19 protein-coding genes and 1 pseudogene are annotated in these 25034 nt (G+C 75.6%); 6 read left to right on the top strand and 14 right to left on the bottom strand.

The window, feature by feature from the left end; all coding sequences use genetic code 11:
* Positions 1–434: 434 nt before the first annotated feature.
* Positions 435–830 carry a hypothetical protein gene (locus tag D459_RS0121680; RefSeq protein WP_017595107.1) on the top strand — a complete coding sequence of 132 codons (396 nt, stop codon included), beginning with the start codon at positions 435–437 and terminating at the stop codon, positions 828–830.
* Between the two features lie 54 nt (positions 831–884).
* Here the strand turns inward: D459_RS0121680 and D459_RS0121675 are convergent, their stop codons facing one another.
* The gene (locus D459_RS0121675; RefSeq protein ID WP_017595106.1) at positions 885–1199 is read right to left on the bottom strand and encodes a hypothetical protein; all 315 of its coding nucleotides are present in this window, start codon (positions 1197–1199) and stop codon (positions 885–887) included.
* A gap of 93 nt (positions 1200–1292) precedes the next feature.
* On the bottom strand, positions 1293–2288 hold the full coding sequence (locus D459_RS0121670; protein ID WP_017595105.1) for a stage II sporulation protein M: 996 nt from the start codon (positions 2286–2288) through the stop codon (positions 1293–1295).
* Positions 2289–2437: 149 nt separating this feature from the next.
* Between D459_RS0121670 and D459_RS0121665 the strand changes: the two genes are divergently transcribed.
* Positions 2438–3256, top strand: coding sequence for an RDD family protein (locus D459_RS0121665; RefSeq protein ID WP_017595104.1), 819 nt, complete (start codon positions 2438–2440; stop codon positions 3254–3256).
* 76 nt (positions 3257–3332) lie between these two features.
* Here D459_RS0121665 and ahcY (D459_RS0121660) read toward each other — a convergent pair whose 3' ends face one another.
* Both ahcY (D459_RS0121660) and ahcY (D459_RS0121655) read right to left on the bottom strand, forming a co-directional pair.
* On the bottom strand, positions 3333–4595 hold the full coding sequence (ahcY, locus tag D459_RS0121660) for an adenosylhomocysteinase (RefSeq protein WP_017595103.1): 1263 nt from the start codon (positions 4593–4595) through the stop codon (positions 3333–3335).
* Positions 4596–4619: 24 nt separating this feature from the next.
* Complete coding sequence (ahcY, locus tag D459_RS0121655) at positions 4620–6056, bottom strand: adenosylhomocysteinase (protein WP_017595102.1); 1437 nt, start codon at positions 6054–6056, stop codon at positions 4620–4622.
* A 191-nt stretch (positions 6057–6247) separates the two neighbouring features.
* On the opposite strand from ahcY (D459_RS0121655), the gene D459_RS0121650 reads away from it, so the two are divergent.
* Positions 6248–6652: a MerR family transcriptional regulator gene (locus D459_RS0121650; RefSeq protein ID WP_017595101.1), complete on the top strand. Its 405-nt coding sequence runs from the start codon at positions 6248–6250 to the stop codon at positions 6650–6652.
* Between the two features lie 90 nt (positions 6653–6742).
* Here the strand turns inward: D459_RS0121650 and D459_RS0121645 are convergent, their stop codons facing one another.
* Positions 6743–8827 (bottom strand): acyltransferase family protein, encoded by a 2085-nt coding sequence (locus D459_RS0121645; RefSeq protein ID WP_017595100.1) that lies wholly within the window; start codon positions 8825–8827, stop codon positions 6743–6745.
* A 218-nt stretch (positions 8828–9045) separates the two neighbouring features.
* On the opposite strand from D459_RS0121645, the gene D459_RS0121640 reads away from it, so the two are divergent.
* A complete protein-coding gene (locus D459_RS0121640) occupies positions 9046–10185 on the top strand; it encodes a hypothetical protein (RefSeq protein ID WP_241485093.1) in 1140 nt (379 codons plus the stop codon).
* A 643-nt stretch (positions 10186–10828) separates the two neighbouring features.
* Here D459_RS0121640 and D459_RS0121635 read toward each other — a convergent pair.
* The 4 genes from D459_RS0121635 to D459_RS0121620 all read right to left on the bottom strand — a co-directional run bounded on the left by D459_RS0121635 (position 10829) and on the right by D459_RS0121620 (position 14935).
* Entirely contained in the window at positions 10829–12175 is a 1347-nt protein-coding gene (locus D459_RS0121635) for a serine/threonine-protein kinase (RefSeq protein WP_017595098.1), read from the bottom strand.
* A gap of 28 nt (positions 12176–12203) precedes the next feature.
* Positions 12204–13313: an SIS domain-containing protein gene (locus tag D459_RS0121630; RefSeq protein WP_017595097.1), complete on the bottom strand. Its 1110-nt coding sequence runs from the start codon at positions 13311–13313 to the stop codon at positions 12204–12206.
* Entirely contained in the window at positions 13313–13489 is a 177-nt protein-coding gene (locus tag D459_RS34585; protein WP_017595096.1) for a Trm112 family protein, read from the bottom strand. Before D459_RS34585 ends, D459_RS0121630 begins: the two co-directional genes overlap by 1 nt.
* Before the next feature lie 81 nt (positions 13490–13570).
* Positions 13571–14935 carry a phosphomannomutase/phosphoglucomutase gene (locus tag D459_RS0121620; RefSeq protein ID WP_017595095.1) on the bottom strand — a complete coding sequence of 455 codons (1365 nt, stop codon included), beginning with the start codon at positions 14933–14935 and terminating at the stop codon, positions 13571–13573.
* A 190-nt stretch (positions 14936–15125) separates the two neighbouring features.
* On the opposite strand from D459_RS0121620, the gene D459_RS0121615 reads away from it, so the two are divergent.
* The gene (locus D459_RS0121615; RefSeq protein WP_017595094.1) at positions 15126–15587 is read left to right on the top strand and encodes a PPOX class F420-dependent oxidoreductase; all 462 of its coding nucleotides are present in this window, start codon (positions 15126–15128) and stop codon (positions 15585–15587) included.
* 189 nt (positions 15588–15776) lie between these two features.
* On the opposite strand, the gene D459_RS0121610 is transcribed toward D459_RS0121615, so the two are convergent.
* Complete coding sequence (locus D459_RS0121610) at positions 15777–16172, bottom strand: DUF3499 domain-containing protein (protein ID WP_026120633.1); 396 nt, start codon at positions 16170–16172, stop codon at positions 15777–15779.
* Positions 16173–16255: 83 nt separating this feature from the next.
* On the opposite strand from D459_RS0121610, the gene D459_RS0121605 reads away from it, so the two are divergent.
* Entirely contained in the window at positions 16256–16714 is a 459-nt protein-coding gene (locus tag D459_RS0121605) for a metallopeptidase family protein (protein ID WP_184392377.1), read from the top strand.
* A gap of 1499 nt (positions 16715–18213) precedes the next feature.
* On the opposite strand, the gene D459_RS0121600 is transcribed toward D459_RS0121605, so the two are convergent.
* The 4 genes and pseudogenes from D459_RS0121600 to D459_RS35910 all read right to left on the bottom strand — a co-directional run.
* Positions 18214–19668, bottom strand: a complete 1455-nt coding sequence (locus tag D459_RS0121600; RefSeq protein WP_017595091.1) for a DUF5719 family protein — start codon at positions 19666–19668, stop codon at positions 18214–18216.
* Positions 19669–20116: 448 nt separating this feature from the next.
* Positions 20117–23572 (bottom strand): glycosyltransferase family 2 protein, encoded by a 3456-nt coding sequence (locus D459_RS0121595; protein WP_017595090.1) that lies wholly within the window; start codon positions 23570–23572, stop codon positions 20117–20119.
* A 271-nt stretch (positions 23573–23843) separates the two neighbouring features.
* The gene (locus tag D459_RS0121590; protein ID WP_017595089.1) at positions 23844–24131 is read right to left on the bottom strand and encodes a WhiB family transcriptional regulator; all 288 of its coding nucleotides are present in this window, start codon (positions 24129–24131) and stop codon (positions 23844–23846) included.
* Between the two features lie 228 nt (positions 24132–24359).
* A pseudogene (locus tag D459_RS35910) lies at positions 24360–25034 on the bottom strand (hypothetical protein); the annotation flags it as partial.

The following is a 25034-nucleotide window of genomic DNA, read 5'->3' as shown; positions in this document are numbered from 1 at the left end:
GTGCGACGGTTTCAAGGGCGGCCGGCAACGGCGCCCGGGCGACACGGGCACGGCGAACCCGCCACCCAGACCCACCCCGACCGCCCCACCCCGCTCTGCCGCACCCGACCGACCGGCCGGTCCCCCTGCCCGCCTTCGCCGCCAGCTTGAACCCTCACCCCGTAGGGCCCAACACTCGGGCGACGCCTGCACCCCGCCCCTGCCTACGCCGTCGCCGCCCGTCTTGACCTTCGCTCCGCGAGGCGCCGCGCCCGACCGACCAGCCGGTCGCCCCCTCCCCGCCCTCGCCGCCCGCTTGAACCCCACCCCCGTGGGGCACCGCGCTCGGGCGACCACCCCCGCCCCTGCCTGCTCCGGCGCCGCCCGCTCCGCAGGGCCGTGCGGGGCGGGCTACGATGGCACCCCGCCGCCCCCGATCCCCCAGGAGCACCGGCATGAAGGTCCGCTTCGCCCCCTGGCTCAGCATCCTCTTCACGCTTCCCGGAGCGGCCCTGCTGGTCTTCGGCATCTGGCTCTGGATCCAGGGCAGCGAGGGCGGCATGCCGACCACCCTCGCGAGCCTGGTCCTCGTCGGGTTCGGCCTGGCCTACCGGAGCATGCCCTACTTCGCCCTCGGCGGCGGCCGGCTGACCGTCCCGATCATGCGCGGCCCGAAGGCGGAGACCGCCATTCCCGCCCGCGCCCGGGTGGACGCGAGCGGCGACCGCCTCGTCATGACCGTCGGCAAGAAGAAGACCGACCTGCCGGTCCGCCGCTCCATGGCCCACCCCGGCGACTGGGCCGCCCTGCAGGACCTGCTAGCCCGCGCCCAGGAGACCGAGCAGCCCTGACCCCGGCCTCCGCGCCTCCCCGCCCCGCTGGATCCGGTGCGGCGGAGTAGGCGGTCAGCCGATCCGCCGGAGCGACGTCTCGTGGTCGCCGTCGGCCACCATGTCGCGCACCGCGGCGAACATCTCCCGCACCCCCGGACGGCGCGTCACCACCAGGTCGGGACAGGTGAAGTAGGCCCCGCCGAGGCATTCCCCGGTGGTCCACCACCTGTCCATGATCCGGCCCATCTCCCGATGGGTCAGAAAGGTCGCCGACCATTCCCCTTCGCCGGGGATCAGGACCCACCCGTCGGCGTTCTCCACCTCGTCCGGCTCATCGCCCCCGAGCTCCACCCGGAGGGTCGGCCCCCCTTCACTGATCTCGTACATCCTCGGCTTCCGTAGAGTTCCTTGAGGCGCCCGTGGACGGCCGAGGTCGCCCGGCAGCGGGAAAAGCGCGATTCCTCCCGGGCCCGGGGCGGGTCAGCCGGCGACCGGGGCCTCGGCCGGGCGTTCGCGGATGTCGCCGTACTCGCCGGCGCGGTGGGCGCGGCGGCCCAGGGTGAAGACGTAGGCCAGGAAGAGGGCCTCGGCCGCGACGCCGATGCCGATGCGCAGCCAGGTGGTGTGCACGTACCCGGTGACCAGGCCCTCGATCAGGCCGGAGATGAACAGCACCAGGACCAGGCCGAGCGCCACCGCGATGGCCGGGCGGGCCTCCTCGCCCAGGGCGCGGAGCCGGGGGCGGGGGCCGGGGGCGATCAGCGTCCAGCCGAGCTTGAGGCCGACGCCGGCGGCGACGAACACCGCGGTCAGCTCCAGCAGGCCGTGCGGGAGGATCAGACCGAAGAAGACGTCGCCCTTGCCGTGCGCGATCATCATCCCGCCGGCCACGCCGAGGTTGGCGCCGTTGAGCACCAGCACGTAGATGGTGGGCAGGCAGCCGAAGACGCCGAAGATCAGCGCCTGCGCGGCGGCCCAGGCGTTGTTGGTCCACACCCGGGCGGCGAACGACGCCCCCGGGTGCTCCACGTAGTAGTTGGCGAAGTCGTGCTCGACGTAGGCGCGGATGCTCTCCGGGGTGCCCAGCGCCCCCATCACCTCGGGGTCGAGCACCACCCAGGCGGCCAGGGCCGAGGCGAAGGCCACAGTGCCCAGCGAGGTGAGGATCCACCACCAGCGCAGCCGGTACAGCACCGCGGGGAAGACCTCGGTGAAGAACCGGGCGACGTCCCGCCAGGCCGGGTCGGAGGCGCCGACCACGGCCGCGCGCGCCCGCGCGACCAGCCCGGACAGCCGCCCCACCAGCACCGGGTCGGCGCCGGAGGAGCGCACCACCGACAGGTGGGTGGACACCCGCTGGTAGAGGTCGACCAGTTCGTCGGTCTCGGCCCCGGTCAGCCTGCGGCGCCGGCGGACCAGCGCCTCCAGGCGCTCCCAGTCGCTCCGGTGCGCGGCGGCGAAAACGTCGATCTCCACGATCAGCGACCCTACCGGCTCCGCACCGCCCGGTCCCCGGCACCGGGGCCGGGGTCGGTGCCGGGGACCGGGCGGTGCGGAGGCGCGCCCGGACGACCTAGAGTTTCGGGTGGAAGGTCTTATTCGACGGAGGAGACGAGGGGGCAGCGGTGGTCCACGGCCATGACGCCTACGACCGGCCCGCCGAGCTGGTCACCGGGGACGCCGTGGTGCTCGACCTGCGCCCGGCCGGGTTCGCCACCCGCTCGGTGGCGCTGCTGATCGACGTGCTGCTGCTGCAGGTCCCCGCGCTGGTCGGGTCGCTGCTCCTGGTCTCGTCGGTGCAGCGCGGGTTGGACGACGCGGTCGCCATGGCCGTGCAGGTCGGGCTGATGGTGCTGATCATCGTCGGCTACCCGGCCGCGGCCGAGACGCTCACCCGCGGCCGCTCCCTGGGCAAGCTCGTGCTGGGGCTGCGCGTGGTGGGCACCGACGGCTCGCCGGTCCGGTTCCGCCAGGCGCTCGGCCGGGCGCTGGCCGGCGCGGTGGAGATCTGGGCCGGCTCCGGTGTGATCGCGCTGATCAGCTCGCTGATCAACCGGGACGGGCGCCGGGTCGGCGACTTCGTCGCCGGCACCCTGGTGGTCTCCGAACGGGCCTCGCGGCGCTCCTCCGAGGAGATCCCGATGCCGCCGCGGCTGGCCGGCTGGGCCGCCTCCGCCGAGCTGTCCGGGCTGTCCGCGGAGACCGCCGCCATGGCCCGGCAGTACCTGCTCCGCTTCGAGGAGCTGTCCGAGGAGGCCCGCTACGAGATGGGCGTGCGCATCGCGGGCCTGGTCGCGGGCTCGGTCAGCCCGCCCCCGCCGCCGGACGCCTCCCCGCCGGAGTACCTGGCCGCGGTGCTCGCCGAGCGCCGCCGCCGCGAGGCCGAGCGGCTGGCCGCCCGGACCGGCGGCACGGGCGTCCCCTCCCCGCCTCCCCCGGCCTGACCCCGGAGCGCCGGCCCCGGCGCCGCGGCCCTTTCGGAGCGCTCCGGCGGGGCCGCGGTGCCGGGGCCGGCGCCGGTCAGGGGCGCCAGGAGTTGAGGTAGTCCTGCTGGCCCGGGGTGAGGGCGTCGATGCCGACGCCGAGCGCGTCCAGCTCCAGCCGGGCGACCTCGGTGTCGATGTCGGCGGGGACCTCGTGCACGCCCGGTTCCAGGGTGCCGCGGTTGCGGGCCAGCCAGGCGACGGTGAGGGCCTGCCCGGAGAAGGACATGTCCATCACCGCGGCCGGGTGCCCCTCGGCCGCGCCCAGGTTGACCAGGCGCCCCTCGGCCAGCAGCACCACCCTGCGCCCGTCGGCCAGCACGTACTCGTCGGTGTGCGGGCGGACCTCGCGGCGGACCTCCACCGCCAGCGACTCCAGGGCCGCCAGGTCGATCTCCACGTCGAAGTGGCCGGAGTTGGCCAGCACCGCGCCGTCCTTGAGCGCCGCGATGTGCTCGGCGCGGATCACGTCCCGGTTGCCGGTCACCGTCACCAGCACGTCGCCGATCCGGGCGGCCTGCTCCATCGGCAGCACGGTGAAGCCCTGCATCACCGCGTCCAGCGCCTTGACCGGGTCGACCTCGGTGACCACGACCCGGGCGCCCATGCCGCGGGCCCGCTCGGCCAGGCCGCTGCCGCAGTGGCCGAACCCCGCCACCACCACGGTGCGCCCGGCCAGCATGGCGTTGGTGGCGCGCAGGATGCCGTCGATGGTGGACTGCCCGGTGCCGTAGCGGTTGTCGAACATCCGCTTGGTGGCGGTGTCGTTGACCGCGACCATGGGCAGCCGCAGCGCCCCCTCCGCGCTCATCCGGCGCAGCCGGATCACCCCGGTGGTGGTCTGCTCGCAGCCGCCGAACGCCTCATCGATCAGCTCCGGCCGCTCCAGGTGGGCGATGTTGACCAGGTCGCAGCCGTCGTCCAGGAGCAGGTGCGGGCGGCGCTCCAGCACCGCGGCCAGGTTCCGGTCGTAGGTCGCCTGGTCCATGCCGGCCCGGGCGAAGACCTCCACCCCGTACTCGGCGACCAGCGCGGCGGCCGTGTCGTCCTGGGTGGACATGGGGTTGGAGGCGGCCAGCGCGATGTCCGCGCCGCCCGCGGCCAGGGTGCGCAGCAGGTTCGCGGTCTCGGCCGTCACGTGCATGCAGGCGGCCACGCGCAGCCCGTCCAGCGGCCGCTCCGCGGCGAACCGCTCGCGGACGCGGCGCAGCGCGGGCATCGCGCGCTCGGCCCATTCGACGCGGCGGACCCCGGCCGCTGCGAGGCCGAGGTCCGCGACGTCGTACTCAGGGGGTGCCATCGGGTGGTGCCGTGCGCCGCCCGATCAGTACCGGTAGTGGTCGGGCTTGTACGGCCCGGCCACGTCGACGCCGATGTAGGCGGCCTGCTCCTTGGTGAGCTCGGTGAGCTTCACGCCGAGCGCGTCCAGGTGGAGCCGGGCGACCTTCTCGTCGAGCAGCTTCGGCAGGGTGTAGACGCCGACCGGGTACTCGTCGGTCTTGGCGAACAGCTCGATCTGGGCGAGCACCTGGTTGGTGAAGCTGTTGGACATCACGAAGCTGGGGTGGCCGGTGGCGTTGCCCAGGTTCAGCAGCCGGCCCTCGCTGAGCACGATCACCGCGTGCCCGTCCGGGAAGGTCCAGGTGTGGACCTGCGGCTTGATCTCCTCCTTGACGATGCCGTCGACCTTCTCCAGGCCGGCCATGTCGATCTCGTTGTCGAAGTGGCCGACGTTGCCGACGATCGCCTGGTGCTTCATCCGCGCCATGTGCGAGGCGGTGATGATGTCGAAGTTGCCGGTGGTGGTGATGAAGATGTCGCCCTCGCCGACGACGTCGTCCAGCCGGTCCACCTGGTACCCGTCCATCGCCGCCTGCAGGGCGTTGATCGGGTCGATCTCGGTGACGATGACCCGGGCGCCCTGGCCGCGCAGCGCCTCGGCGGAGCCCTTGCCGACGTCGCCGTAGCCGCAGACGACCGCGACCTTGCCGCCGATCATCACGTCGGTGGCGCGCATGATGCCGTCCGGCAGCGAGTGGCGGATGCCGTACTTGTTGTCGAACTTGCTCTTGGTGACCGCGTCGTTGACGTTGATCGCCGGGAAGAGGAGCTTGTCCTCGCGGGCCATCTCGTAGAGGCGGTGCACGCCGGTGGTGGTCTCCTCGGAGACGCCCTTGATCCCGCCGGCGATCCGGGTCCACTTGCCGCTGTCGGCCTTGAGGCTGTTCTGCAGCAGGGTGAGGACGACCCGGAACTCCTCGGAGTCGGCGGTGGAGGGGTCGGGGACCGCGCCGGCCTCCTCGAACTCCTTGCCCTTGTGCACCAGCAGGGTGGCGTCGCCGCCGTCGTCCAGGATCATGTTGGGGCCGTCGGCGCCCGGCCAGGTCAGCGCCTGCTCGGTGCACCACCAGTACTCTTCCAGGGTTTCGCCCTTCCAGGCGAAGACCGGGACGCCCTTGGGGTCGTCGACGGTGCCGTCCGGGCCGACGACGGCGGCGGCCGCGGCGTGGTCCTGGGTGGAGAAGATGTTGCAGCTGACCCACCGGACCTCGGCGCCCAGGGCGACCAGGGTCTCGATGAGGACGGCGGTCTGCACGGTCATGTGCAGCGACCCCATGATGCGCGCGCCCTGGAGGGGCTTGGAGTCGCCGTACTCGGCGCGGAGGGCCATCAGGCCGGGCATCTCGTGCTCGGCGAGGGTGATCTCCTTGCGGCCGAAGTCGGCCAGGGACAGATCGGCGACCTTGAAGTCGAATGACATGCGTGTGCTCACTCCTCAGGTGGATGCGCACCGAGTCTAGACGCGCCCCGCGGACCCCGGCACGCCCCGGCGGCCGAGATTGACGCCGCTTTGTCAGATTCGCCGGAACCGGGCCGTTTCTCGGTTAGGGTCGGTCCGGGGGCCTTCCGCTGCACCCCGCTGAAACCGTGCTGACCTGGGAGGACGACGCGATGCCCGAGAACCGGGGCGCCGGCTCCGCCGACGCCGGGGCGGTGCCGATCTCGGCGGCCTCCGAGAGGCTCGGGGTGAGCGCGCGCAGCCTGCGCTACCGCGAAGGGCTCGGCCTGCTCCCGGTCACCAAGGAGCAGCCGACCGGCCGGGGCCACCGGCACCGCCGGTTCTCCGCCGAGGACCTGCACACCATCGCGGCCGGGCTGGAGCTGGAGCGCGGCTTCGACGTGGCGCCCGCCGCGCTCGCCTTCGCGCTGCGGGTGCTGGCCGAACCGGAGACGCTGGCGGCGGTGCGCTCCTACGGCGAGCGGCTGGGTCGGCTGGCGCCGCCGCCGGCCCGCGCGATGGACTTCGAGAAGCAGAAGGCGCTCCGGCTGCTGCGCGCCCGCGGCGACCAGCGCTGATCTCGGACCCGCCGGCCGGTCCGGGCCGGTCGCCCGCACGGGGCCGCGCACCGGGGCCGGCCGACGGGTCCGAGGCCGACGCGCCAGAGGTCACCAGCCGGTGGCGTCGAGGATGCGGCGCTCCAGCTCGGGGGCCATGGTCCGCATGTAGGTGGCGCCGATGTGGCTGCCGTCCCAGTAGACCAGCACGTTGCCGACGACCGCGGGGCACTCCTCCGCCGTGCACAGCAGGTCGGTGAGGTCCAGCGGGACGACGTTGCCCGGCAGCCCCGCGGCCTGCTCCAGCGGCGACTCCGCGGCCATGGAGACGTCCGGGGCGGCGGTGCACTCCTCCGGCTCCTCGCCGGCCAGGCACTCCGGCGCGTCGAACCCGAGCCGCGGGGTGTCCCGGACCGCGATCACGTCGATGCCCAGCTCCTCCAGCTCCCGCCACCGCTCCGGGTAGCCGTCGACCACCTCCTCCTCGCCGAACCCGGCGGAGGTGTCCAGGCTGGTGGTGGTGCCGGTGGTGAACACCGCGTCGGGCCGGAGCCCGGCCAGCTCCGCCATGGCGTTGCGGTTCCACTCGCTGCAGGAGGTGTAGGGCTCGCCCTTGTAGGTCTGCGGGGCGTCGGTGAACAGGCAGGCGCCCTTGACCATGTTGACGATCCGCCAGTCCCGCCGCTCGGCGATCTCCTCCAGCGCCGGGAACCAGTGCGCCGCGTGCGAGCCGCCGACCAGCGCGATGGTGCGCTCCGCGTCCTCGGCGCCGTAGACGCAGGTGAGCACCTCGGCGTCGGTGGTGGACTGGTTGCACCCGTCGGCGTAGGTCACCGGGACGTCGTCGGCGGCCTCGGCCGGGGCCGGGTAGACCGGCATCGGGTGCTCCGCGGCGCCGTCGCCCCCGCCGGCCAGCGCGGCGGCCCCGGGGTAGCGGGAGGCGTCGGCCAGCAGCGCCTCCTGGGCGCGCTGCTCGGCGGCGAGCCGGCCGGACCAGGCGCCCGCCGCGACCAGTACCGGGAGCAGGCAGGCCAGCGCGATCGCGGGCCCCTTGAGCAGCGCCCGGCGCGGCGCCCCGGCGGCGGCCCGGCCGAGCCGGGCCAGCCGGTCGGCGACCGGGGTGGTCGCCGCCGCCAGGGCGACCGAGGCGGCCAGCACCGCGGCGCCGCCGTGCGGGCTGGCCAGCGTCCGGTCCGTGGCGTGCAGGTAGAACACCAGGACCGGCCAGTGCCACAGGTACAGCGCGTAGGAGATGGAGCCGAGGTAGCGCAGCGGCCGCAGGGTGAGCAGCCGGTCGGCGCCCAGCCGCGAGCCGCTGGTGCCGGCGGTGACGACCGCCGCCGCGGCCAGCGTCGGCCAGAGCGCCACGTAGCCGGGGAAGAGCGTGGAGACCTGGAGCAGCAGGCCGCAGGAGACCAGCGCGGCCAGCCCCAGCCAGCCCAGCGCGACCCGGGCCCGGCGCGGCGGGTCCAGCCGGGTCGGCAGCAGCGCGAGCGCGCCGCCCAGCGCGAACTCCCACAGCCGCGCCCCGGTGTCGAAGTAGGCCCACGGCTGGTCGGCCGCGGTGATGTGGACCGAGTAGGCCAGCGAGCCGGCGAACACCGCGGCCAGCGCCGCCAGGACGGCGGGGCGGACCCCGGCGCCGAACCGGCGGCCCAGCCAGGCGGCGACCGCGATCAGCACCGGCCAGAGCAGGTAGAACTGCCCCTGGATGGAGAGCGACCAGAAGTGCTGCACCGGGCTGGTGGCGTCGTCCCGGGCCAGGTAGTCCACCGCGTCCAGGGCCAGGGTCCAGTTGAGGTGGTAGAGCGCGGCCGCCGAGGTCTGGGCGATCAGGTCGTGCCAGTGGTCCTCGGGCAGCAGCAGCCGGGCGCCGGCCAGCACCGCGCCCAGCACCACGGCCGCCGTCGGCACCAGCCGCGCGGCGAGCCGGGCCAGGAACGCGCCGAACCGGACGCCCGAGCCGCGCTCCACCGACCGGACCAGGGAGCCGGTGATGAGGAAGCCGGTGAGCATGAGGAAGACGTCCACACCGCCGGAGACCCGGCCGAACCACACGTGGTAGGCGGCGACCAGCAGCACCGCGACCGCGCGCAGTCCGTCGATCTCCGGCCGGTGCGCGCCGTCCGCCGGACGGTCCGGCCGCGTGGCCGGCGGGCGCGCGCGGGCGGCGTCGGGGGCTGCGGTCTGCTGCACGGGTGAGGGGCTCGCTTTCGCGCGCGGGGGAACGGGGACGACCGGCCATCCTTCCCCGGCCCCGTTACCGGGCGGCGTCCACCGGCTGAACCCCGGACCGCGGTTGGGATACCGGTCGGCCCCGCGGCGCGCAAGACCGGTGGCCGGATCCGGAGGTTTCCCCGGGAATCGGGCCGAGGCCGGTTTCCGCCGCGGGCGGCCGGGTTAGGTTGGCAGACGTGGACAGCCGAAGTGGTCTCCGCCCTGCCCCTCGTGCGCCGACCGGGCTCGACCGGCGGTTGGGCATCGTGGACCGGCTGCACCGGCTCTGGTGCGAGCGGCACCGGAACCGGGCCGCCGGGGAGGGCGGCGAGGCGCTGCGGCCGGTGTTCGAGCGGCACGTGCGCGAGCTGCGGGCGCTGGCCGGCCGGCCGGGTTCGGCGTCCCGCTCCGGGCTGGACGCCGACGCGCTGTGCGCGCTGGCCGACGAGGACCGCTCCGGCCGGCTCACCGCCGACCACCTGGGGGCGCTGGCCCGGCGCATCCCCGACTTCGACCCGCCGCTGCCCGGCCCGGAGCGGGTGGCCGCCGCGGCGGCCGAGGCCGCCTCCGCCGAGGAGCACCCGGTGCTGCGCGCCGCCCGCTCCTTCCTGGAGACCGCCCGGGCGATGGGCGGCGGCGAGCCGCCCGCCCCGCATCTGCGCCCGCTGCCGTGGGCGCTGGCCTCGCTCTCCCTGCTCCGCGCCGGATCCCCGCCGCTGGTCGCCGACCGGCGGATCGGCGGGCGGCTGGAGGAGGCGCTGGCCGCCCCGGAGGCGCTGCCCGCGCTGGCCGAGGTCATCGCCGACCTGACCACCGCCGAACTGCGCGCCCTGCTCAGCGGGCCCGCCGGCGGGGTTCCTCCGCAGGCCGAGCCGCCGCTGGTCGGCCCGCTGGCCGCGGCGATGCACCGCAGGGTCCACCGGCACCTGCGGCACCGCACCGGCCCCATCGGGCTGGTGCTGCGCGAGGTGGAGCCGGGCGCCCGGGTGTCGGTCTCCGCTGCGGACACCGCGGACGGCGCGGTGCGCGAGCGGTGCACCGCGGCCGCCGAGCGGGCGCTGTTCACCCCGGGGCCGGAGTGCCGGTGGGTCCGGTTGGTGCTGCGCGCCGGCGAGCGCGAGGCGGAGCTGCTCGTGACGGTGCACGACGTGGGCGACCCGCCGTCGGGGGCGCTGGCGGTCACCGCCGGGCCGGCCGATGTGCTCGACGCGGCCTGCACCGACTGCGTCACCCTGCTCCCCGGCGACTCGGCCGACGAGCGCTGGCCCGCGGTGGAGGCGTTCGTCGACGACGCCGTCTCCCGGACCCTGGACCGGCTGACCCGGTCGCTGGCCTGAGGCCGCCCCCGCTCCTTCCGCCGGACCCCGCCCGGTCCGGAGCCCCGCCCGCTTCGGGCCGCGGGACCGCTTCTCCGGCCCGGCCCCGGGAAGAGCGGCGGCTCGGCGGTTCCTCCGGACCGGCCGCCCCGGGGAGAGCGGCGGCCCGGCGGGAGAACGGGGAAGAGGCGTGCCGGACCGGCGCCGGCGGCGAAGAGCACGGCCGACCGCGCCGGCCCGCCGATCGGGCCCGTGTCACGGCGCCCCTGGACCCGCCGGACCGCCGACGGGCTCCTCCCGGAGAGACCGGCAGGCCGCCGGCCTCCGGCCGAAGAACCTGCGGGCGCGGGCGTCCACGGCCTCGCTTGTCCACGGCCCCGCTTGTCCACAGCCGGGTTCGTCCACAGGGCGCGGAATCGGGGTGGCCCGCCATCGCTCGGCCGAGCAGCCTGGGGGCATGGTCTTCTTCGCTTCCTCCCCCGCTCCGGCACTCCGCTCCGCCCTTCGGGGCATCCTCCGGGCCGCCCTGGTACGGCTGCGCCGCCCCGGGCGCGCCCGGCCGGAAAGGGCCGGCTCCGCGCTCGCGGCGGCGCACCTCGGCGGCGCCCGGTGCCGGTGCGGCGGCCGGGGAGGCGCGGGCCGCGCCCGCGCTCCCCGGGAAGGGTCACATCAGGGCGATGATCACCAGGAGCAGCAGCAGGATGATGATCGCGATGAGCACCGCGGGGATCACCCAGCCCTGGGAGAGCAGCGGGTCCTCGCGCTGCGGCGCGGGCGCCGGACCGCCCTGGCCGGCGAAGGTGTTCGGGCCCATCGTGGTGTTGGGGCCCATGGTGGGCGGCCCCACCGCTCCGGGTCCCATCGGGGGCGGGGTGACCGGACCCGGCGGGGGCGTCTGCGGGCCCATCGGGGGCGGGGTGACCGGCCCGGGCGGCGGCGTGTGCGGGCCCATCGGCGGAGCGTAGCCGCCCTGCGGGCCGGTCATCGGCCGGCCGGGGCCGGTGGGGCCCTGCGGGTAGGGCTGCTGCGGTGGCGGCGGACCCTGCGGGCCCTGCGGGTGCATCGGGGCCTGCGGGCCGCTGACGGTGAACGCCGGGCCGGGCCCGGTGCCGCCCTGCACCAGCGGACCGGCGCTGATCACGCCGGTCTCCGCCGCGCGCTCGCCCTTGCGGACCACCTCCTCGGTGGAGGCGCCCTCCGCCGGGTCGTGGCCGAGCAGCTGCATCAGCAGCTCCTTGGCGCTGGGACGGCGGTCCGGGTTCTTCTCCAGGCAGCGCTGCACGATGGGCAGCAGCTCGTCGGGGACCCCGTCCAGGGACGGCGGGGAGCTGATCACCCGGTGCACCACCGCGTGCACGCTGTCCGCGCCGAACGGCGCGTTGCCGGTGGAGGCGAACGCCATCACGCAGCCCCAGGCGAACACGTCCACCTTGTCGGTGATGCCGGTGCCCTCGATCTGCTCGGGGGCCATGTAGGAGGGGGTGCCGACGATGGAGTTGGTGACCGTGGCGGTGCCGTCGTCGACCCGGGCGATGCCGAAGTCGATCACCCGCGGCCCGTCCTCGCCGAGCAGCACGTTGCCCGGCTTGAAGTCGCGGTGCACGATGCCCGCCTTGTGGATGGCCACCAGCGCGGTCGCGGTGTTGACCGCCAGCCGCTGCAGCGCCGCCCCGCGGCGGGGGCCGCGCCGGGCGACCGCTTCCTGCAGGGACGGACCGTCCACGTACTCGCTGACCACGTAGGGCGGGTCGACGTCGAGGTGGGCGGCGTAGATGGCCGCGGTGCAGAAGGAGGCGACCTTCTGTGCGGCGCGCACCTCCTTCTCGAACCGCTTGCGCAGCTCGTCGTTCTCCGACCACTGGTCGTTGAGGACCTTGATCGCGACCTCGTCGCCCTCGGCGTCGCGTCCGAGGTAGACGACACCTTGGCCGCCCTTGCCGAGGCGGCCCACGACGCTGTAGTCGCCGAACGAGGTGGGGTCGCTCGGCGACAGCGATTCGGGACCGGGCATGGAACTCCTCCAGGGGGTGGTGTCGGCGCTAGCCCGCGGTGTGCTCTTCCGCCACGGGTTCTACTCCATAAGCCGCGGCTAAGTACACAGTGGCGTAATCGGTTAGAGCGATCAAACCGGCCATGCGTTCCATCGGATGCCCGGGTTCCGCTGAGACGGTGCTCACCGGCGTTCCGCCGCGCCCCGCCGCGGCCTCGGCCGACTGCAGGCCGAGGGCGGTCCGCTCGCTCTCCTCCCCCGGGTCGCGGAAGAGGAGCAGGCGGGTGCGGATCGGCCCCTCCTCCTCCGGGTCGTCGAAGATGGACCGCGGCCCGGTGCCGCCCAGCGGGCCGCCGGCCAGCCGCACCGCCGGCTCCAGCGCGTCCGGCAGGGCCCCGTGCAGCACCGGGTAGCCGGCGGTGCGCGCGGCGCGCTCCGCCGTGTGCGCCGCGGCGAACGCGGTCGGCCCTGTGCCGCCCACCGCGACCGGGAGGGTGCCGGCCAGTTCCAGGGCCAGCGACTTCGCCGGGTTCTCCCAGCTCTCCACGGAGGGCGCGCAGCGCACCGCGATCTGTTCCAGGCGCACCGCGGCGGCTTCGAAGACCTCGCCCCCGGGCGCGGGCAGACCGGCCGCTCCGGCCGCGGTGAGCAGCGCGGCGGCCGGCCCCCAGACCGGTTCGCAACCGCCGGCGGGGGCTCCGGCGCCGCGCAGCTCGATGTAGGGGGCGCGGGCCTGCTCGGCGAGCGGCCGCAGCGGCCCGTTCGGCGGTCCGGCCGCCACCAGCCGGCAGCCGCGGCGGACCGCCTCCGCGACGCACCCGACGGCCGGCTCTTCGGCGTCCGGCCCGGAGACGGCCAGGACCAGATCGTAGGAGGAGACCCAGCCGGGCAGCAGCGGGCCGCGCACCGGGGCGAAGGGGACCGGGCAGCCCGCTCCGAGCACCGCGGCGGCCAGCTCCGCGGCGAGGCCGCCGGTTCCGGAGCCGACCGCGACCGCGGCCCGCGGCCGCCCGTCCTCGGCGAGCCGACCCAGGCCGGCCTCCAGCGCGGCCGAGCGGGCCGCGCGCAGCCGCCCGGCCGCGGAGGCGGCCGAACGGGCGAGCGGACCGTCGGCGCCGGGGCCGTCCAGCCGGGTCTCGTCGAAAACGGCTCCGGACATCAGCCGATCTCGCGCGCCTCGTCGACCAGCAGCACCGGGATGCCGTCCCGGATCGGGTAGGCCAGGCCGCTCTCATCGCAGACCAGCTCGCCGGCCTCGGCGTCCAGCCGGAGCGGCTTCTTGCTCTTCGGGCAGGCCAGGATCTCCAGCAGCCAGTCGTCGATCTTCGCGGTCATCGTGAACCTCCGGGACGGCCCCGGGCGGGGCGCCCGGGGAGGGATTGTGGGCCCTGCTCGCGGCAGGGGCGGCGGGGCTGCTCAGCCCCGGACGACGGCCAGGACCTCGTCGCGGAGCCGTTCCATGCCCTCCGTGTCGGGCGCCTCGACGTTCAGCCGGAGCAGCGGCTCGGTGTTGGACGCCCGCAGGTTGAACCAGCTCCCGTCGGCGAAGGAGACGGTCAGCCCGTCCAGGCGGTCCACCTCGGCCCCGGGGCGGGATCCGAACTCCGCCTCGGCCGCCGCGGCGCGCCCTTCCTGGTCGGCGACCTCGGAGTTGATCTCCCCGGAGGCCGCGTACCGAGTGTATTGCCGGGTCAGTTCGGAGAGGGCCTGGGCGCCGCCGCCGAGCGCGGCCAGCACGTGCAGTGCGGCCAGCATGCCGGTGTCGGCCCGCCAGAAGTCGCGGAAGTAGTAGTGCGCGGAGTGCTCGCCGCCGAAGACCGCCCCGGTCTCGGCCATGCTGCCCTTGATGAAGGAGTGGCCGACGCGGGTGCGCACCGGGACGCCGCCCTGCTCCCGGACGATCTCCGGGACCGCGCGGGAGGTGATCAGGTTGTGGATGATCGTCGCACCGGGGGTCTTGGCCAGCTCTCGCTCGGCGACCAGGGCGGTGATCGCCGACGGCGGGACCGGCTCGCCGCGCTCGTCGACGACGAAGCAGCGGTCGGCGTCGCCGTCGAAGGCCAGGCCGATGTCGGCGCCGGTCTCCCGCACCTTCGCCTGCAGGTCCACCAGGTTGTCCGGGTCCAGCGGGTTGGCCGGGTGGTTGGGGAAGGTGCCGTCCAGCTCGAAGTAGAGCGGCGTGATCTCCAGCGGCAGCGCGCCGAGCGGGTCGGGGCCCAGCACCGCGGGGACGGTCAGCCCGGCCATGCCGTTGCCGGCGTCGACCACCGCCTTGAGCGGCCGGATCCCGGAGAGGTCGACCAGCGACCGGAGGAACTCCGCGTACGGGACGAGCAGCTCCTTCTCGGTGATGGAGCCGCGCCGCCCGGCGGGGGCCGGCGCGCCCTGCTCGGCCAGCTCGCGGATCTCGGCCAGGCCGCTGTCCGCGCCGATCGGCGCGGCACCCGCCCGGCACATCTTGATCCCGTTGTACTGGGCCGGGTTGTGGCTGGCGGTGAACATCGCCCCGGGCATGTCCAGGCTGCCGGAGGCGTAGTAGAGCAGGTCGGTGGAGCCGAGTCCGGCCATCACCACGTCGGTCCCCTGCTCGGCCGCGCCCTCGGCGAAGGCCCGGGCGAGCTCCGGGGAGGAGGGCCGCATGTCGTGCGCGACGACCACCGACGGCGCATCGACGACGCGGGCGAACGCCGCGCCCACGGCACGCGCCACGGTGGAGTCGAAGGTATCGGGGACGATGCCGCGCACGTCGTAAGCCTTGAAGATCTGGCCGAGGTCGCCCACTGCTGCTCCGCATCCGGTTCGTTGATCGGATCCTGTCCGGGCCCCGCCGCCGTCGGCGGGGTTCCAACGTACAAGACCGGCCCCGGCCCCTCGGAGCGGCACGGCGCCCCGGCCGCGCGGGGCGGCGGTGGCCGGTCCCGGCCACCCGGGACGTGAAATGCCCTGGGTACGGGCGGAGGTTGACCCCGATATGACTCAGCAGGCACCGCCTCCGCGCTCCCTGTCCGACGGCGCCCTCTCCGAGCTGCTGGCCGCGCAGCGGTTCGGCACGCTGGCCACCGTCAAGCGCAGCGGCCACCCGCACCTGACCACCATGCTCTACGCCTGGGACCCCGGCGAGCGGATCGTCCGGTTCTTCACCACGGCCGACCGCGCCAAGGTCAAGCACCTGCGGCGGGACCCGCGCGCGGCCCTGCACGTGCCCGGCGGCGACGTCTGGTCGTTCGCCGTGGCGGAGGGCGAGGCCGAGGTCTCCGAGCCCACGGCCGCCCCCGGCGACGCGGTCGGGCGGGAGATCCTCGAAGTGGCCCGCGGGTTCGACGCCCCCGAGGACGAGCAGGCCTTCCTGGAGCGGATGGTCGCCGAGCGGCGGCTGGTCGTCCGGCTGAAGGTGGACCGGCTGTACGGGACGGCGCTCGGCAGCGGGGGCTGAGAACCGTCGCCGGACGTCCGCCCCTTGTTCTCCCCTCCTCCCCGCGCCGCCGCGGGGAGGGCGGGGCTCCCGCCCTGCCGGGCGCGGCGCCCGGGGCCGCACCCCGGGGCGAGCAGCTCGGGTCAGCCGTCCCGGATCAGGCGTCCCGGCCGGAAGGGCGGTCCTGGAAGCCGGGTCAGACGGCGCGGGTCAGGCGTCCCGGCCGGAGGGTCGGTCCTGGGAGCCGGGGTCGGAGCGGACCACCCTCAGGTGGCCCTTGCCGTGCCCCTCGACCACCGTGCCGGGCGCCCCCTGCGGGCGGCGCTGCGGCGCCTTGGGGCGGGCCGCCTCTCGCACCGCGTTGGCCAGCGCCTCCAGGTCGTCGCTGCCCGGACCGCCGGAGCTGTCCGCGGGCAGCCGGACCACCTCCCACCCGCGCGGGGCGGTGAGCCGCTCGGCGTGCATCGCGCACAGGTCGTAGCAGTGCGGTTCGACGTAGGCCGCGAGCGGTCCGAGCACGGCCGTGGAGTCGGCGTAGACATAGGTGAGCGTGAAGACTGCTGGCTGTCTGCACGCGGTTCGCGAGCAGCGTCGGACAACGCTCACGGGGACCGACCCTATTCCTTTCCCCCTGCGGATGCCAGCAGGCCCCCTCCGTGTCCCGGACCAGGGCTGCACTCCGGGCCTCGATGGCATACTCTCGAACCGTGCGACGAGTGCGCCTACAGAGGGCTCAGGCCGACCGCTTCCGACGCCGGGACCGCCGCGGCCGCGGGATCCGCGGACCTTTGGCGCCCCCGGAGTCACCGCTGTCCCGAAGCCGGGCCCAGGTCTTCGACGACCTGGTGCTGGACGCGGTGGAGCGTCTGGAGCGCGTCTGGTCGCGCGAGCTCGCGAACGTGGAGTTCCTGGTCGAGGACGTTCCCCGGGTCCCGCCCGGCGTCACCGCCGAGGACGGCATCCCCTACTCCCGCCTGGAGACCGGCCGCGACGGCCGGGCCTGCATCACCGTCTACCGCCGGCCCGTGGAGATCCGCACCCGGGAGCCGGAGGAGATGGCCCTGATGGTCTACGAGACCGTCGTCGAGGAAGTGGCCAACCTGCTCGGGCTGGAGCCCGAGACGGTCGACCCGGAGACCCGGGGCTGACCCCGGCCCGGGGCACCGCCCCGGAACCCTCCTCGACCCACCGGCCGGACCACCCGGCCGACCCGACGCTGCACCCTGCCCTGCGTCACCATGCCCACACCGCCCTTGAGCCGTCGTTCCGGTCTCCATACCAGCGAGCGCCCGACAGGGGCCAAAAGGCCAAAGGGCCGCCAAAGGGTCAAGGCGCCCAGCCGAGCACACCACCCCACGGGGCGAGGGTTCAAGCCGGCGGCGACGGCGAGAGGGCGTGCCGGCCGGTCGGTCGGGTGCGGCGCCCCGCGGAGCGAAGGTCCAAGCAGGCAGCGAAGGCGAGGAGGGGCACCGGCCGGTCGGTCCAGCGCGGCACCCCGCGAAGCGGGGGTTCAAGCGGGCGGCGACGGCAGCGGCAAGGGTGGAGTGGAGGCGGTCGCCCGGGTGTCGGGCCCCACGGAGTCGGGGTTCAGGCAGGCAGCGAAGGCGGCGGTGGGCACCGGCCGGTCGGTCCGGCGCGGCACCCCGCGAAGCGAAGGTCCAAGCCGGTGGGGGCGGGGAGCAGGCCTCACCCGGGCGCGGCGCCTCACGGGGCCGGGGTTCAGGCTGGCAGCGATGGCGGCGGTGGGGACCGGCTGGTCGGTCGGGTGCGGCAGAGCGGGTGGGGCCGGCCGGGGTGACGGGGCGCCGTTCCCGCGTCGCCCGGGCGCCGTTGCCGGCCGCCCTTGAAACCGCCGTACCTCCCTGACCTGGGCGAACACGCACAGTGAAGGTTGGGAGAGGCGCCCTGCGCACCGCGAGAGCACCCCGGTGATTCCTGGACGCGCATCCCGGGCCGGATCGGCCCCCGGGAGGCCCGATTGGCCCCGATCGGGCCGGTGTTCGGGGGTTCGAGCCGCCCGCAAGGCCGCAGAGCAGGGGGCCGGAACCCGGGCAGGGGCGACGCAGGGACGAGGTGTCGCTTTTGCCCTGCCGGGAGGGCCAGCCTTGGCCACTCTGGGTAACCGGCGAGGAGGTGCTGGGGCCCTCGGAGGCTACTACTCGCTGGTAGATGTAATCGGGGTGCTCTCGCGGTGCGCAGGGCGCCCTCGCCCCCGCCCGATCCCCGCCGCAAACCCGGCATAGGGGATAAGGCCCCCTGGCGGGTGCAGGCGGGTCCACCCCTACCTTCGCCGGGTGCCGCCCCTCCCACCGGGAGCACGCGCCGCGCCGGATCGGTGAACGCGGCGCCCGCCCTCTCCCGCCCTCGCCGCCCGCTTGAACCCCGGCCCCGCGAGGCGCCGCGCCCGGGCGACCACCCCGCCCCGGCCCTACCCTCGCCGTCGCCGCCTGCTTGAACCTGCACCCCGTGGGGCGCCGCGCCCGGGTGGGGCGGCCGGATCCGTCCCTGTCCTACTCCGCCCCGCCCCGCCTCCGCTCGCGCATGCGTGCGGGGGCGGGGACAGGGGCCTGGCCCTTGCCTTGCCTTCCGGCGGGAAGGTGCGGGTCAGGGCAGTGCCGGTCAGGGCAGTGCGGTCAAGGCAGTGCGGTCAAGGCAGCGCGGTCAGTGAGTCGACCACCGGTGGGAGGCGGACCTCCGCCGGGGCCGGCGGGATCGGGAGCACTGCGGTGGAGCGCTTCTCGCCCTTGCCCTGGGTCAGCACCGCGGCGGCGTGCACCGGGCCGGAGCCGTCGCTCAGCTCCAGCAGGAGGGCGTGCGCCCCCTTCGGGGAGTCCACCTCCACCTCGGCGGTGCTGCCCGCGGCGACCTCCACCTTCATCGGGTCGGCGGTGGTGCCGTCCTCGGCCACCGGGGTGACGATCAGCGAGGCGTCCTGCTCCACCGCCCCCACCAGCAGCTCGGTCGAGGTGCCCTCCGGGTCCGCGGGGACCGCGGCGGTACCGCCGGGCCCCTCCTCCAGGGCGGGCACCGCCGCGGTGTAGGCGCTGTCGTCGCCGCCCTCCCGCTCGGCCAGCACCCCGGCCACCACCGGCCGATCCGACTCCACCAGGACCGTGGCGGCCTGCTTCCCCAGCGGCCCCTCCAGGCTGAGCGCGGCCGACGCGGCCGGCGGCACGTCCAGGTCGTTCAGGGACTCGTGCTCGATCTCCCCGTCCGGGCCGAACAGCCGGACGTCGACCGAGACCGGCTCGTCGCCCGGAGCGGCCACGACCAGCGTCCGGGAGCCCCCGCCCCCCGGGACGCCGGCGACCACCTGGCGGGTCGCGGGGCGCTCGGTGGCCGGCGCCCACTCCGATCCGCCCTTGGAGCGCTCGGCGAAGAGCGACGCCGCGACCCGGCCGGAGGCGGTGCGCACGTGCACCGCGACGGCCCGCCCCGAGGAGCCCAGCTCGGTGAGCTCGCCCAGCTCGACGGTGGCCTCGCCCTCCGGCGGGACCTCCACCCCGCGGGTCTCCTCCTCCGCGATCGGCCCGTCGGCGGCGTAGACGTCCACGTTGGCCACCGCCGTCTCGGAGTCGACGTTGGCCAGGTGCACGGTGAGCTTCTTCAGGTCCTCACCCGAGGGGGCGGTGAACCAGGTGCTCCAGCCGGGCTCGGTGCAGCGCACCGCCGACGCGTTCGCGTCGTCGCCGTCCTCGGCCACCGCGGTCTGCGCGGCCTCCAGGCCGCCGGCGAAGGCGCCCTCGGCGCGCAGCACGGTGTGCCGGCCCTCGTCGGCGTCGCTCACGTCGGCGGTGAGCAGCTGGCCGGGGAGCTCGCCCTCGGCGAGGCGGTGGGCGTTGGCGCGGTTGGCGGTCAGCAGCAGCTCGCCGTCCTCCTCTCCGCGGTACGGGGTGAACGCGGCGGCCTCGGTGAGCAGGTCCTCGTCCTGGGCCGGCGGGCAGACCCGCAGCGCGGACTCGATCCGCATCGTCTCGGCGCTGCCGCCGCCGGTCGCCTCGCCGGGCTCCGGGCGGGTGACGAAGGCCACCCCGAACAGCGCGGACAGCGCGATCGCGACCAGTCCGAGCAGGGCGAACCGGTTCTCCACGAGCAGCTTCATCGTGTCTCCCGGAGGATTCGCCGGCCCTCGGGCCGGGGAGGTGCGGTCGTTCCTGAGCGGAGGGAGCGGGCGGGACGCCGTCCGGCGCGGCCCGGCGCATGCACCGGCGGAGGGCCGTCTCCGTGTCGCACGGTCCCGTCGCGGCCGGCCGCGACGGGGGCCCGAGCACGGCCACCATGGCCCCCGGCGACCGGGGGCGCACCGGGAGGGACGGGAGCGGACGGCCGCTCCGGCAGCGCCGAACCGGTGCCCTGCGGACCCGGGCCGGCGGCGGAGGGGACGGAGGCCGATGGCCGCTCCCGGCGGGGACGGGCGGGGGCGGTCTGCGGGCCGGAGGCGGTGGAGGGCACGGCCGGACCGCCGCTCCGTGCCTGGAGCGGTGCCGGGAGGGTCCGGAGCGGGCGGGTGGCGGAGCGGGGGCCGGGCCGGCGGTCGGGGCGGGCGGCGGTCATCCGTGCCGTCCCCTGCGGTGCGAGGCGCGGCGGCGGCCCCGGACTCCTCGGCGGCCGCGGCCCTCGCGGGCGGGGGCCGGGTCGGACTGGGCCTCCCCCTCGGTGTCCTCCGCCGGAGGCCGGGCCGCCGAAGACGAGGCCGCCGGGGTCGGGGCCGCCGGCGGGCCCTCCGGGGGCTGCGGTTCCTCTGCGGTGGGGGCGGCCGCCGCGTCCGGTCCGTCCGGCCGCTGCTCCCGCTCCCGCTCCGGTTCCGGCCGCTCCTCCGCGGCGGGGCGCGCCGGGGCGGGGGCCGGGGTGCGGCGGCGGGGCCGGCGGGGCCGGGCGCGGGCCCGGATCTCGTCGGCGTGGTCGTCCTCCTCGGTGCGGGCGCCCGGCGAGGCCAGCACCAGGGCGGTGCCGATGAGCAGGCCCTGCAGCGCCAGCCAGGCGTCGCGCCCGGCCGAGCCGCGGGTGATCCGCACCGTGCCGCCCTCCGGGGGCAGCTCGAACAGGGTCATCCCGGTGTACGCCTCGGAGGCGCGCAGCGGCTCGCCGTCCAGGGTGGCGCTCCACCCGGCCGCGTACGGCTCGGCGAGCACCAGGGAGCGGTCGGCCGACCCGGCGGGAACCTCCGCGCTCCCCTCGCCGGGGCCGATGTCCAGCGCCTCGGCCTCGGCGTCCTCCTCCTCGCCGCCGCCGTCGGAGGAGACCACCCGCAGCCGCCCGGCCGGGGCGTCCAGCCGCCACAGCGCGAACTCCTCGCCGAGCATCTGCCGGCTCAGGCCCGGGGTGCCGTCCAGGGTGTCCACCAGGGTCTCGTCGGCGTCCCCTCCGATCTGCGGGCGGGGGATCATCACGTGGCCGATGCCGTAGCCGGCCAGGTCCTCGGCCTCGTCCCCGGCGCGGCCGGCGGCGAGCGCGGCCACCGCGGTGTCCAGTTCCTCGCCGGCCGCCCGGTCGGCGGGGATCTGCTCGGTGCCCAGCCGCGGCTCGCCGCCGCGGAGCACCGCGTAGCGGAGCGGCCCGTCCTCGACCGGGCGCAGCACCAGGGTCCGCCCGGCGGCGGGGTCGGTGGCGATCGCGGAGACGAAGCCGGGCACCGGGGAGGGGGCGTCCCCGCTCAGCGGGCCGTCGACGCCCTGCCACATCCACAGGCCGGCGGCGCTGACCGGGGTGGTCAGCGCGAGGGCCGCGGCGCCCCCGGCGAAGAGCCGGCGCGCCCCGCCGAGCCGCCACATCAGGCCGAAGGACTGCGCCGAGGCGGCCGCGGTGAGCAGCATGGCGGTGGCGGCGAAGGCCAGCGCCACCCCGGGCCAGGCGGGGGCGGCCGGGCCGCCGTAGCCGGGCTCCACCACGATCCTGCTGGTGAGGATGGCGACCAGGATGCCGAAGAGGGTGATGCTCCAGCCGACCGCGACCAGCATCCGGCGGCGGAGCAGCAGCAGCGCGCTGAGCGAGGCGGCGATGAACCCGGCCGTCACCCACGGGACGGGCACGCCGGGGCCGCCCGGGGAGAGCATGAGCAGCTCGTGCGCGGCCGGGGCCGGGTCGGACAGCTCGGGGGCGTGCAGCCCGGCCTCCAGCAGCCACAGCGAGGGGTGCAGCACCAGCTCGATCGACCAGGGCAGCAGCAGGAGCGGCGGGACGCCGACCGCGATGGCGACGCTGACGTAGAGCCGCCGGCCCAGGTGGCCGTAGGCCACCGCCAGCAGCACCGCGACCACCAGGGAGAGCGCCCAGAGCAGCGGGACGAACGCGGTGCACGCGGCGAGCAGCACCGCGGTCGCCCAGGCGGCCCGGCGGGAGCGCTTGGGCGGCAGGGTCAGCACCCGCGTGCCGAGGATGCCCAGCACCGGGAGGAGGGCGTGCACCAGGGCGGTGCCGACCCGCCCCTGGGCCACCGCGCCGGTGGCCATCGGCAGCAGCGCGTACGAGCAGGCCATCCAGAGCTGCGCCGGGAGGAAGTGCAGCACCCGGCGGGCGAGCAGGTAGGCGGTGAGCCCGGCCAGCGGCACGCAGCCGAGCAGGATGACGTTGACCGCCAACCACGGCTTGCCCAGGGCGATGGTGGACATCAGCGCCAGCAGCGCGACGTAGGGCGGCGCCGGGGCGTCGGAGCCCACTCCGGTGGTCTGGGCGCCGCTCAGGTAGAGGTGCCACAGGTCGGAGGCGCCGCCGACGGCGGGCGGCAGCGCGCCGCCGGCCAGGGTGCCGCCGCTGAGCAGGGACCGCTCGGCGACCAGCGCGACGGCGGTGAGGCCGAGCACCAGCAGCACGCCCGGTTTGGCGAGCACCCGGCGGAGCACGCTCTGGTCGTCTCGGAGCGGGTCCTCGTCGTCCTCGGCGCGGGGCGCGGTGGTGACGGCCTGGTGCCGGCCCGGGGTGTCGGCGGCCGAGGCGTCCCCGGAGAGCAGCCCCGCCACCGCGGCGGTGAACTGGCGGAGCGCGACGCCGTGCGCCAGGAACGGGCGGATCGCGCTGTAGGTGCGGCGCCGGTTGCGCCGCCGCCGGAACCGCCCCTTGATCAGCCGGCCGGGCCGGAAGAAGACCCCGGTGATCGCCGCCGCCTCGTCGAGGGCGCTGGCCGGCTGCTTGGCGGCGAGGTACATCAGCACCCGCAGCAGCGACCCGAAGGCGTTGCGCAGCAGCGCGCCGAGCATGCCGCCGAACGGGAGGTTGGCCAGCAGCACGAAGAGGGCGTTGCGCCGGTCCAGGCGGCGCGGGTGGCCGCCCGCGGCGGCGATCTTCCGGCGGCGCCGGGCCGAGGCCTCGGCGTGGTAGGCGACCGCGCCGGTGACCAGCAGCACCCGGTGCCCGGCGGCGCCGGCCCGCCAGCAGAAGTCGATGTCGTCGCGGAACAGCGGCAGGGTGGCGTCGAAGCCGCCGATCTCGTCCCAGACGTCCCGGCGGATCAGCATGCCGGCGCTGGAGACGGCGAGCACCTGCCGGTCGCCGTCGTGCTGGCCGTGGTCGAACTCGCGGGGCTCCAGCCCGGTCTCCCGGCGGCCGGCCCCGTCGATGGTCACGCCCGCCTCGACCAGCATCCGGCGGTCGTAGAAGTCGCGCAGCTTGGGGCCGAGCACGGCGGCGCGGCGGTCGTCGTTGGCGGCCTCCAGCAGCGTCTGCAGCGCGCCGGGGTCGGGGACGAGGTCGTCGTGGACGAGCCAGATCCACTCGGTGGCGTCCGGCGCGGCGCCGGGGAAGGGGCCGCGCTCCCGGGCCAGGGCGAGCCCGGCGCGCACCGAGTCGCCGAACCCGGTGTCCCGGGGCACCGCGGTGATCACTTCGGGCGCCAGGAAGGAGGCGAGGATGTCGCCGCTGCCGTCGCGGCTGCCGGCGTCCACGCCGACGACGCGCTGCACCGGGCGGGTCTGCTCGCGGACGGCCTGCAGCGCCTCCGGCAGCCAGCGTGCGCCGTCGTGGGTGACGATGACGGCCGTCACGATGTGGTGAGCGGGGTCCAGGGGAAGCACGGCTGCGGGTCTCTCGGGGTCGCGGGACGAGGGCGTATCAGGGGTTTTGGGGGGACTCTTTCGGCAGATCACCATACGCCACGGAGCCGCCCCGGGGCGGCGCACCGGCGGAACCGGTCAAAGGGGCGCGGTCGCGCATCGGGGAACGGGGGCGCACGGGCGCATCGCGAACAAATCGCCCAGAGTCCTCTCCGAACGGTAAAGCAGGGATAAAAAAACGCGCGCCCCGGGGCAAAGCCCTCAGGACGCGCGCCCAACACAGACGGTCGAGCTAGAGCATGTCGGCCAGGAAATCGAAATCCCCGCCCGCGGCTTTCTTCAGCCGCCGGCGTTCGCGCTCGGAGAGACCCCCCCAGATGCCGAAGCGCTCATCGTGCTCCAGTGCGTATTCCAGGCACTCGGCCCGGACCTCGCAGGACTGGCAGACCTTCTTCGCCTCTCGCGTGGAGCCGCCCTTCTCGGGGAAGAACGCCTCCGGATCGGTCTGCGCGCACAGTGCGCGCTCCTGCCAGCCCAGATCGTCGTCTGCGCCGTGCGCCAGCGGGATGACCTCGCTCATGCGCACCTCCTATTGCCCCCCATGGATGTCCCCTCCCTTTCGACCCCCGGGAGGGGGGAAACACACATCTGAAATTACACGCGCGACGCTTGCTATACGTCAAGCGCAGTGCGCGGTAATCCACTGAATACCATGTAACGAACCGCCAACGACGGCTGCTCCGCGGGCATGCTGTGGATTACCGCGCACTTTCGGGGGCCGGGAGGGCGCCCGGCGGGCCGGGAGCGGTCAGCGCCGCTCGTCGTCCCGGTACCAGGGCTGCTGGTCGCCGCTCTGCTCGGCACCGGGCTGCCCGGTGCCGGACTGGCCGGCGTCCTGCTGCTCCGCGGGCTGCTGCCCGGCCTCCTGCTGCTGCCCGTACTGCGCCGGGTCGTACGCCTGCTGGCCGCCGGTCCCGTAGCCCTGCTGGGCCGCGTAGGGATCATAGGCCTGCTGGCCGCCGGTGGCATCGCCCTGCTGCCCGTACTGCGCCGGGTCGTACGCCTGCTGGCCACCGGTCCCGTACGCCTGCTGCTGCGCATCGCCCTGCTGCCCGTACTGCGCCGGGTCGTACGCCTGCTGGCCACCGGTGCCGTACCCCTGCTGCTGGTAGGCGTCGCCCTGCTGGCCGTACTGCGCCGGGTCGTAGGCCTGCTGGCCGCCGGTGGCATAGCCCTGCTGCTGGTAGGCGTCGCCCTGCTGGCCGTACTGGGCCGGGTCGTACGCCTGCTGGCCGCCGGTCCCGTAGCCCTGCTGGGCCGCGTAGGGATCATAGGCCTGCTGGCCGCCGGTCCCGTACGCCTGCTGCTGCGCATCGCCCTGCTGCCCGTACTGCGCCGGGTCGTACGCCTGCTGGCCGCCGGTGCCGTACCCCTGCTGCTGGTAGGCGTCCTGCTGGTAGGCGTCGCCCGCCTGCTGCCCGTA

Origin of the sequence: Nocardiopsis potens DSM 45234 (assembly GCF_000341105.1) — a bacterium.
In the GTDB taxonomy this organism is placed as follows: Bacteria; Actinomycetota; Actinomycetes; order Streptosporangiales; family Streptosporangiaceae; genus Nocardiopsis_A; species Nocardiopsis_A potens.
Note: the sequence above shows the minus strand (reverse complement) of the source record. Positions and strands in the feature narration are given on the sequence as shown.

Coding starts and splice junctions, on each gene's coding strand:
- D459_RS0121615 (WP_017595094.1), top strand. CDS start 15,126: ATGACTCAGCAGGCACCGCCTCCGCGCTCCCTGTCCGACGGCGCCCTC.
- D459_RS0121590 (WP_017595089.1), bottom strand. CDS start 24,131: ATGAGCGAGGTCATCCCGCTGGCGCACGGCGCAGACGACGATCTGGGC.
- D459_RS0121680 (WP_017595107.1), top strand. CDS start 435: ATGAAGGTCCGCTTCGCCCCCTGGCTCAGCATCCTCTTCACGCTTCCC.
- D459_RS0121675 (WP_017595106.1), bottom strand. CDS start 1,199: ATGTACGAGATCAGTGAAGGGGGGCCGACCCTCCGGGTGGAGCTCGGG.
- D459_RS0121600 (WP_017595091.1), bottom strand. CDS start 19,668: ATGAAGCTGCTCGTGGAGAACCGGTTCGCCCTGCTCGGACTGGTCGCG.
- ahcY (WP_017595103.1), bottom strand. CDS start 4,595: ATGGCACCCCCTGAGTACGACGTCGCGGACCTCGGCCTCGCAGCGGCC.
- D459_RS0121630 (WP_017595097.1), bottom strand. CDS start 13,313: ATGTCCGGAGCCGTTTTCGACGAGACCCGGCTGGACGGCCCCGGCGCC.
- D459_RS34585 (WP_017595096.1), bottom strand. CDS start 13,489: ATGACCGCGAAGATCGACGACTGGCTGCTGGAGATCCTGGCCTGCCCG.
- D459_RS0121635 (WP_017595098.1), bottom strand. CDS start 12,175: ATGCCCGGTCCCGAATCGCTGTCGCCGAGCGACCCCACCTCGTTCGGC.
- D459_RS0121605 (WP_184392377.1), top strand. CDS start 16,256: ATGGCATACTCTCGAACCGTGCGACGAGTGCGCCTACAGAGGGCTCAG.
- D459_RS0121650 (WP_017595101.1), top strand. CDS start 6,248: ATGCCCGAGAACCGGGGCGCCGGCTCCGCCGACGCCGGGGCGGTGCCG.
- ahcY (WP_017595102.1), bottom strand. CDS start 6,056: ATGTCATTCGACTTCAAGGTCGCCGATCTGTCCCTGGCCGACTTCGGC.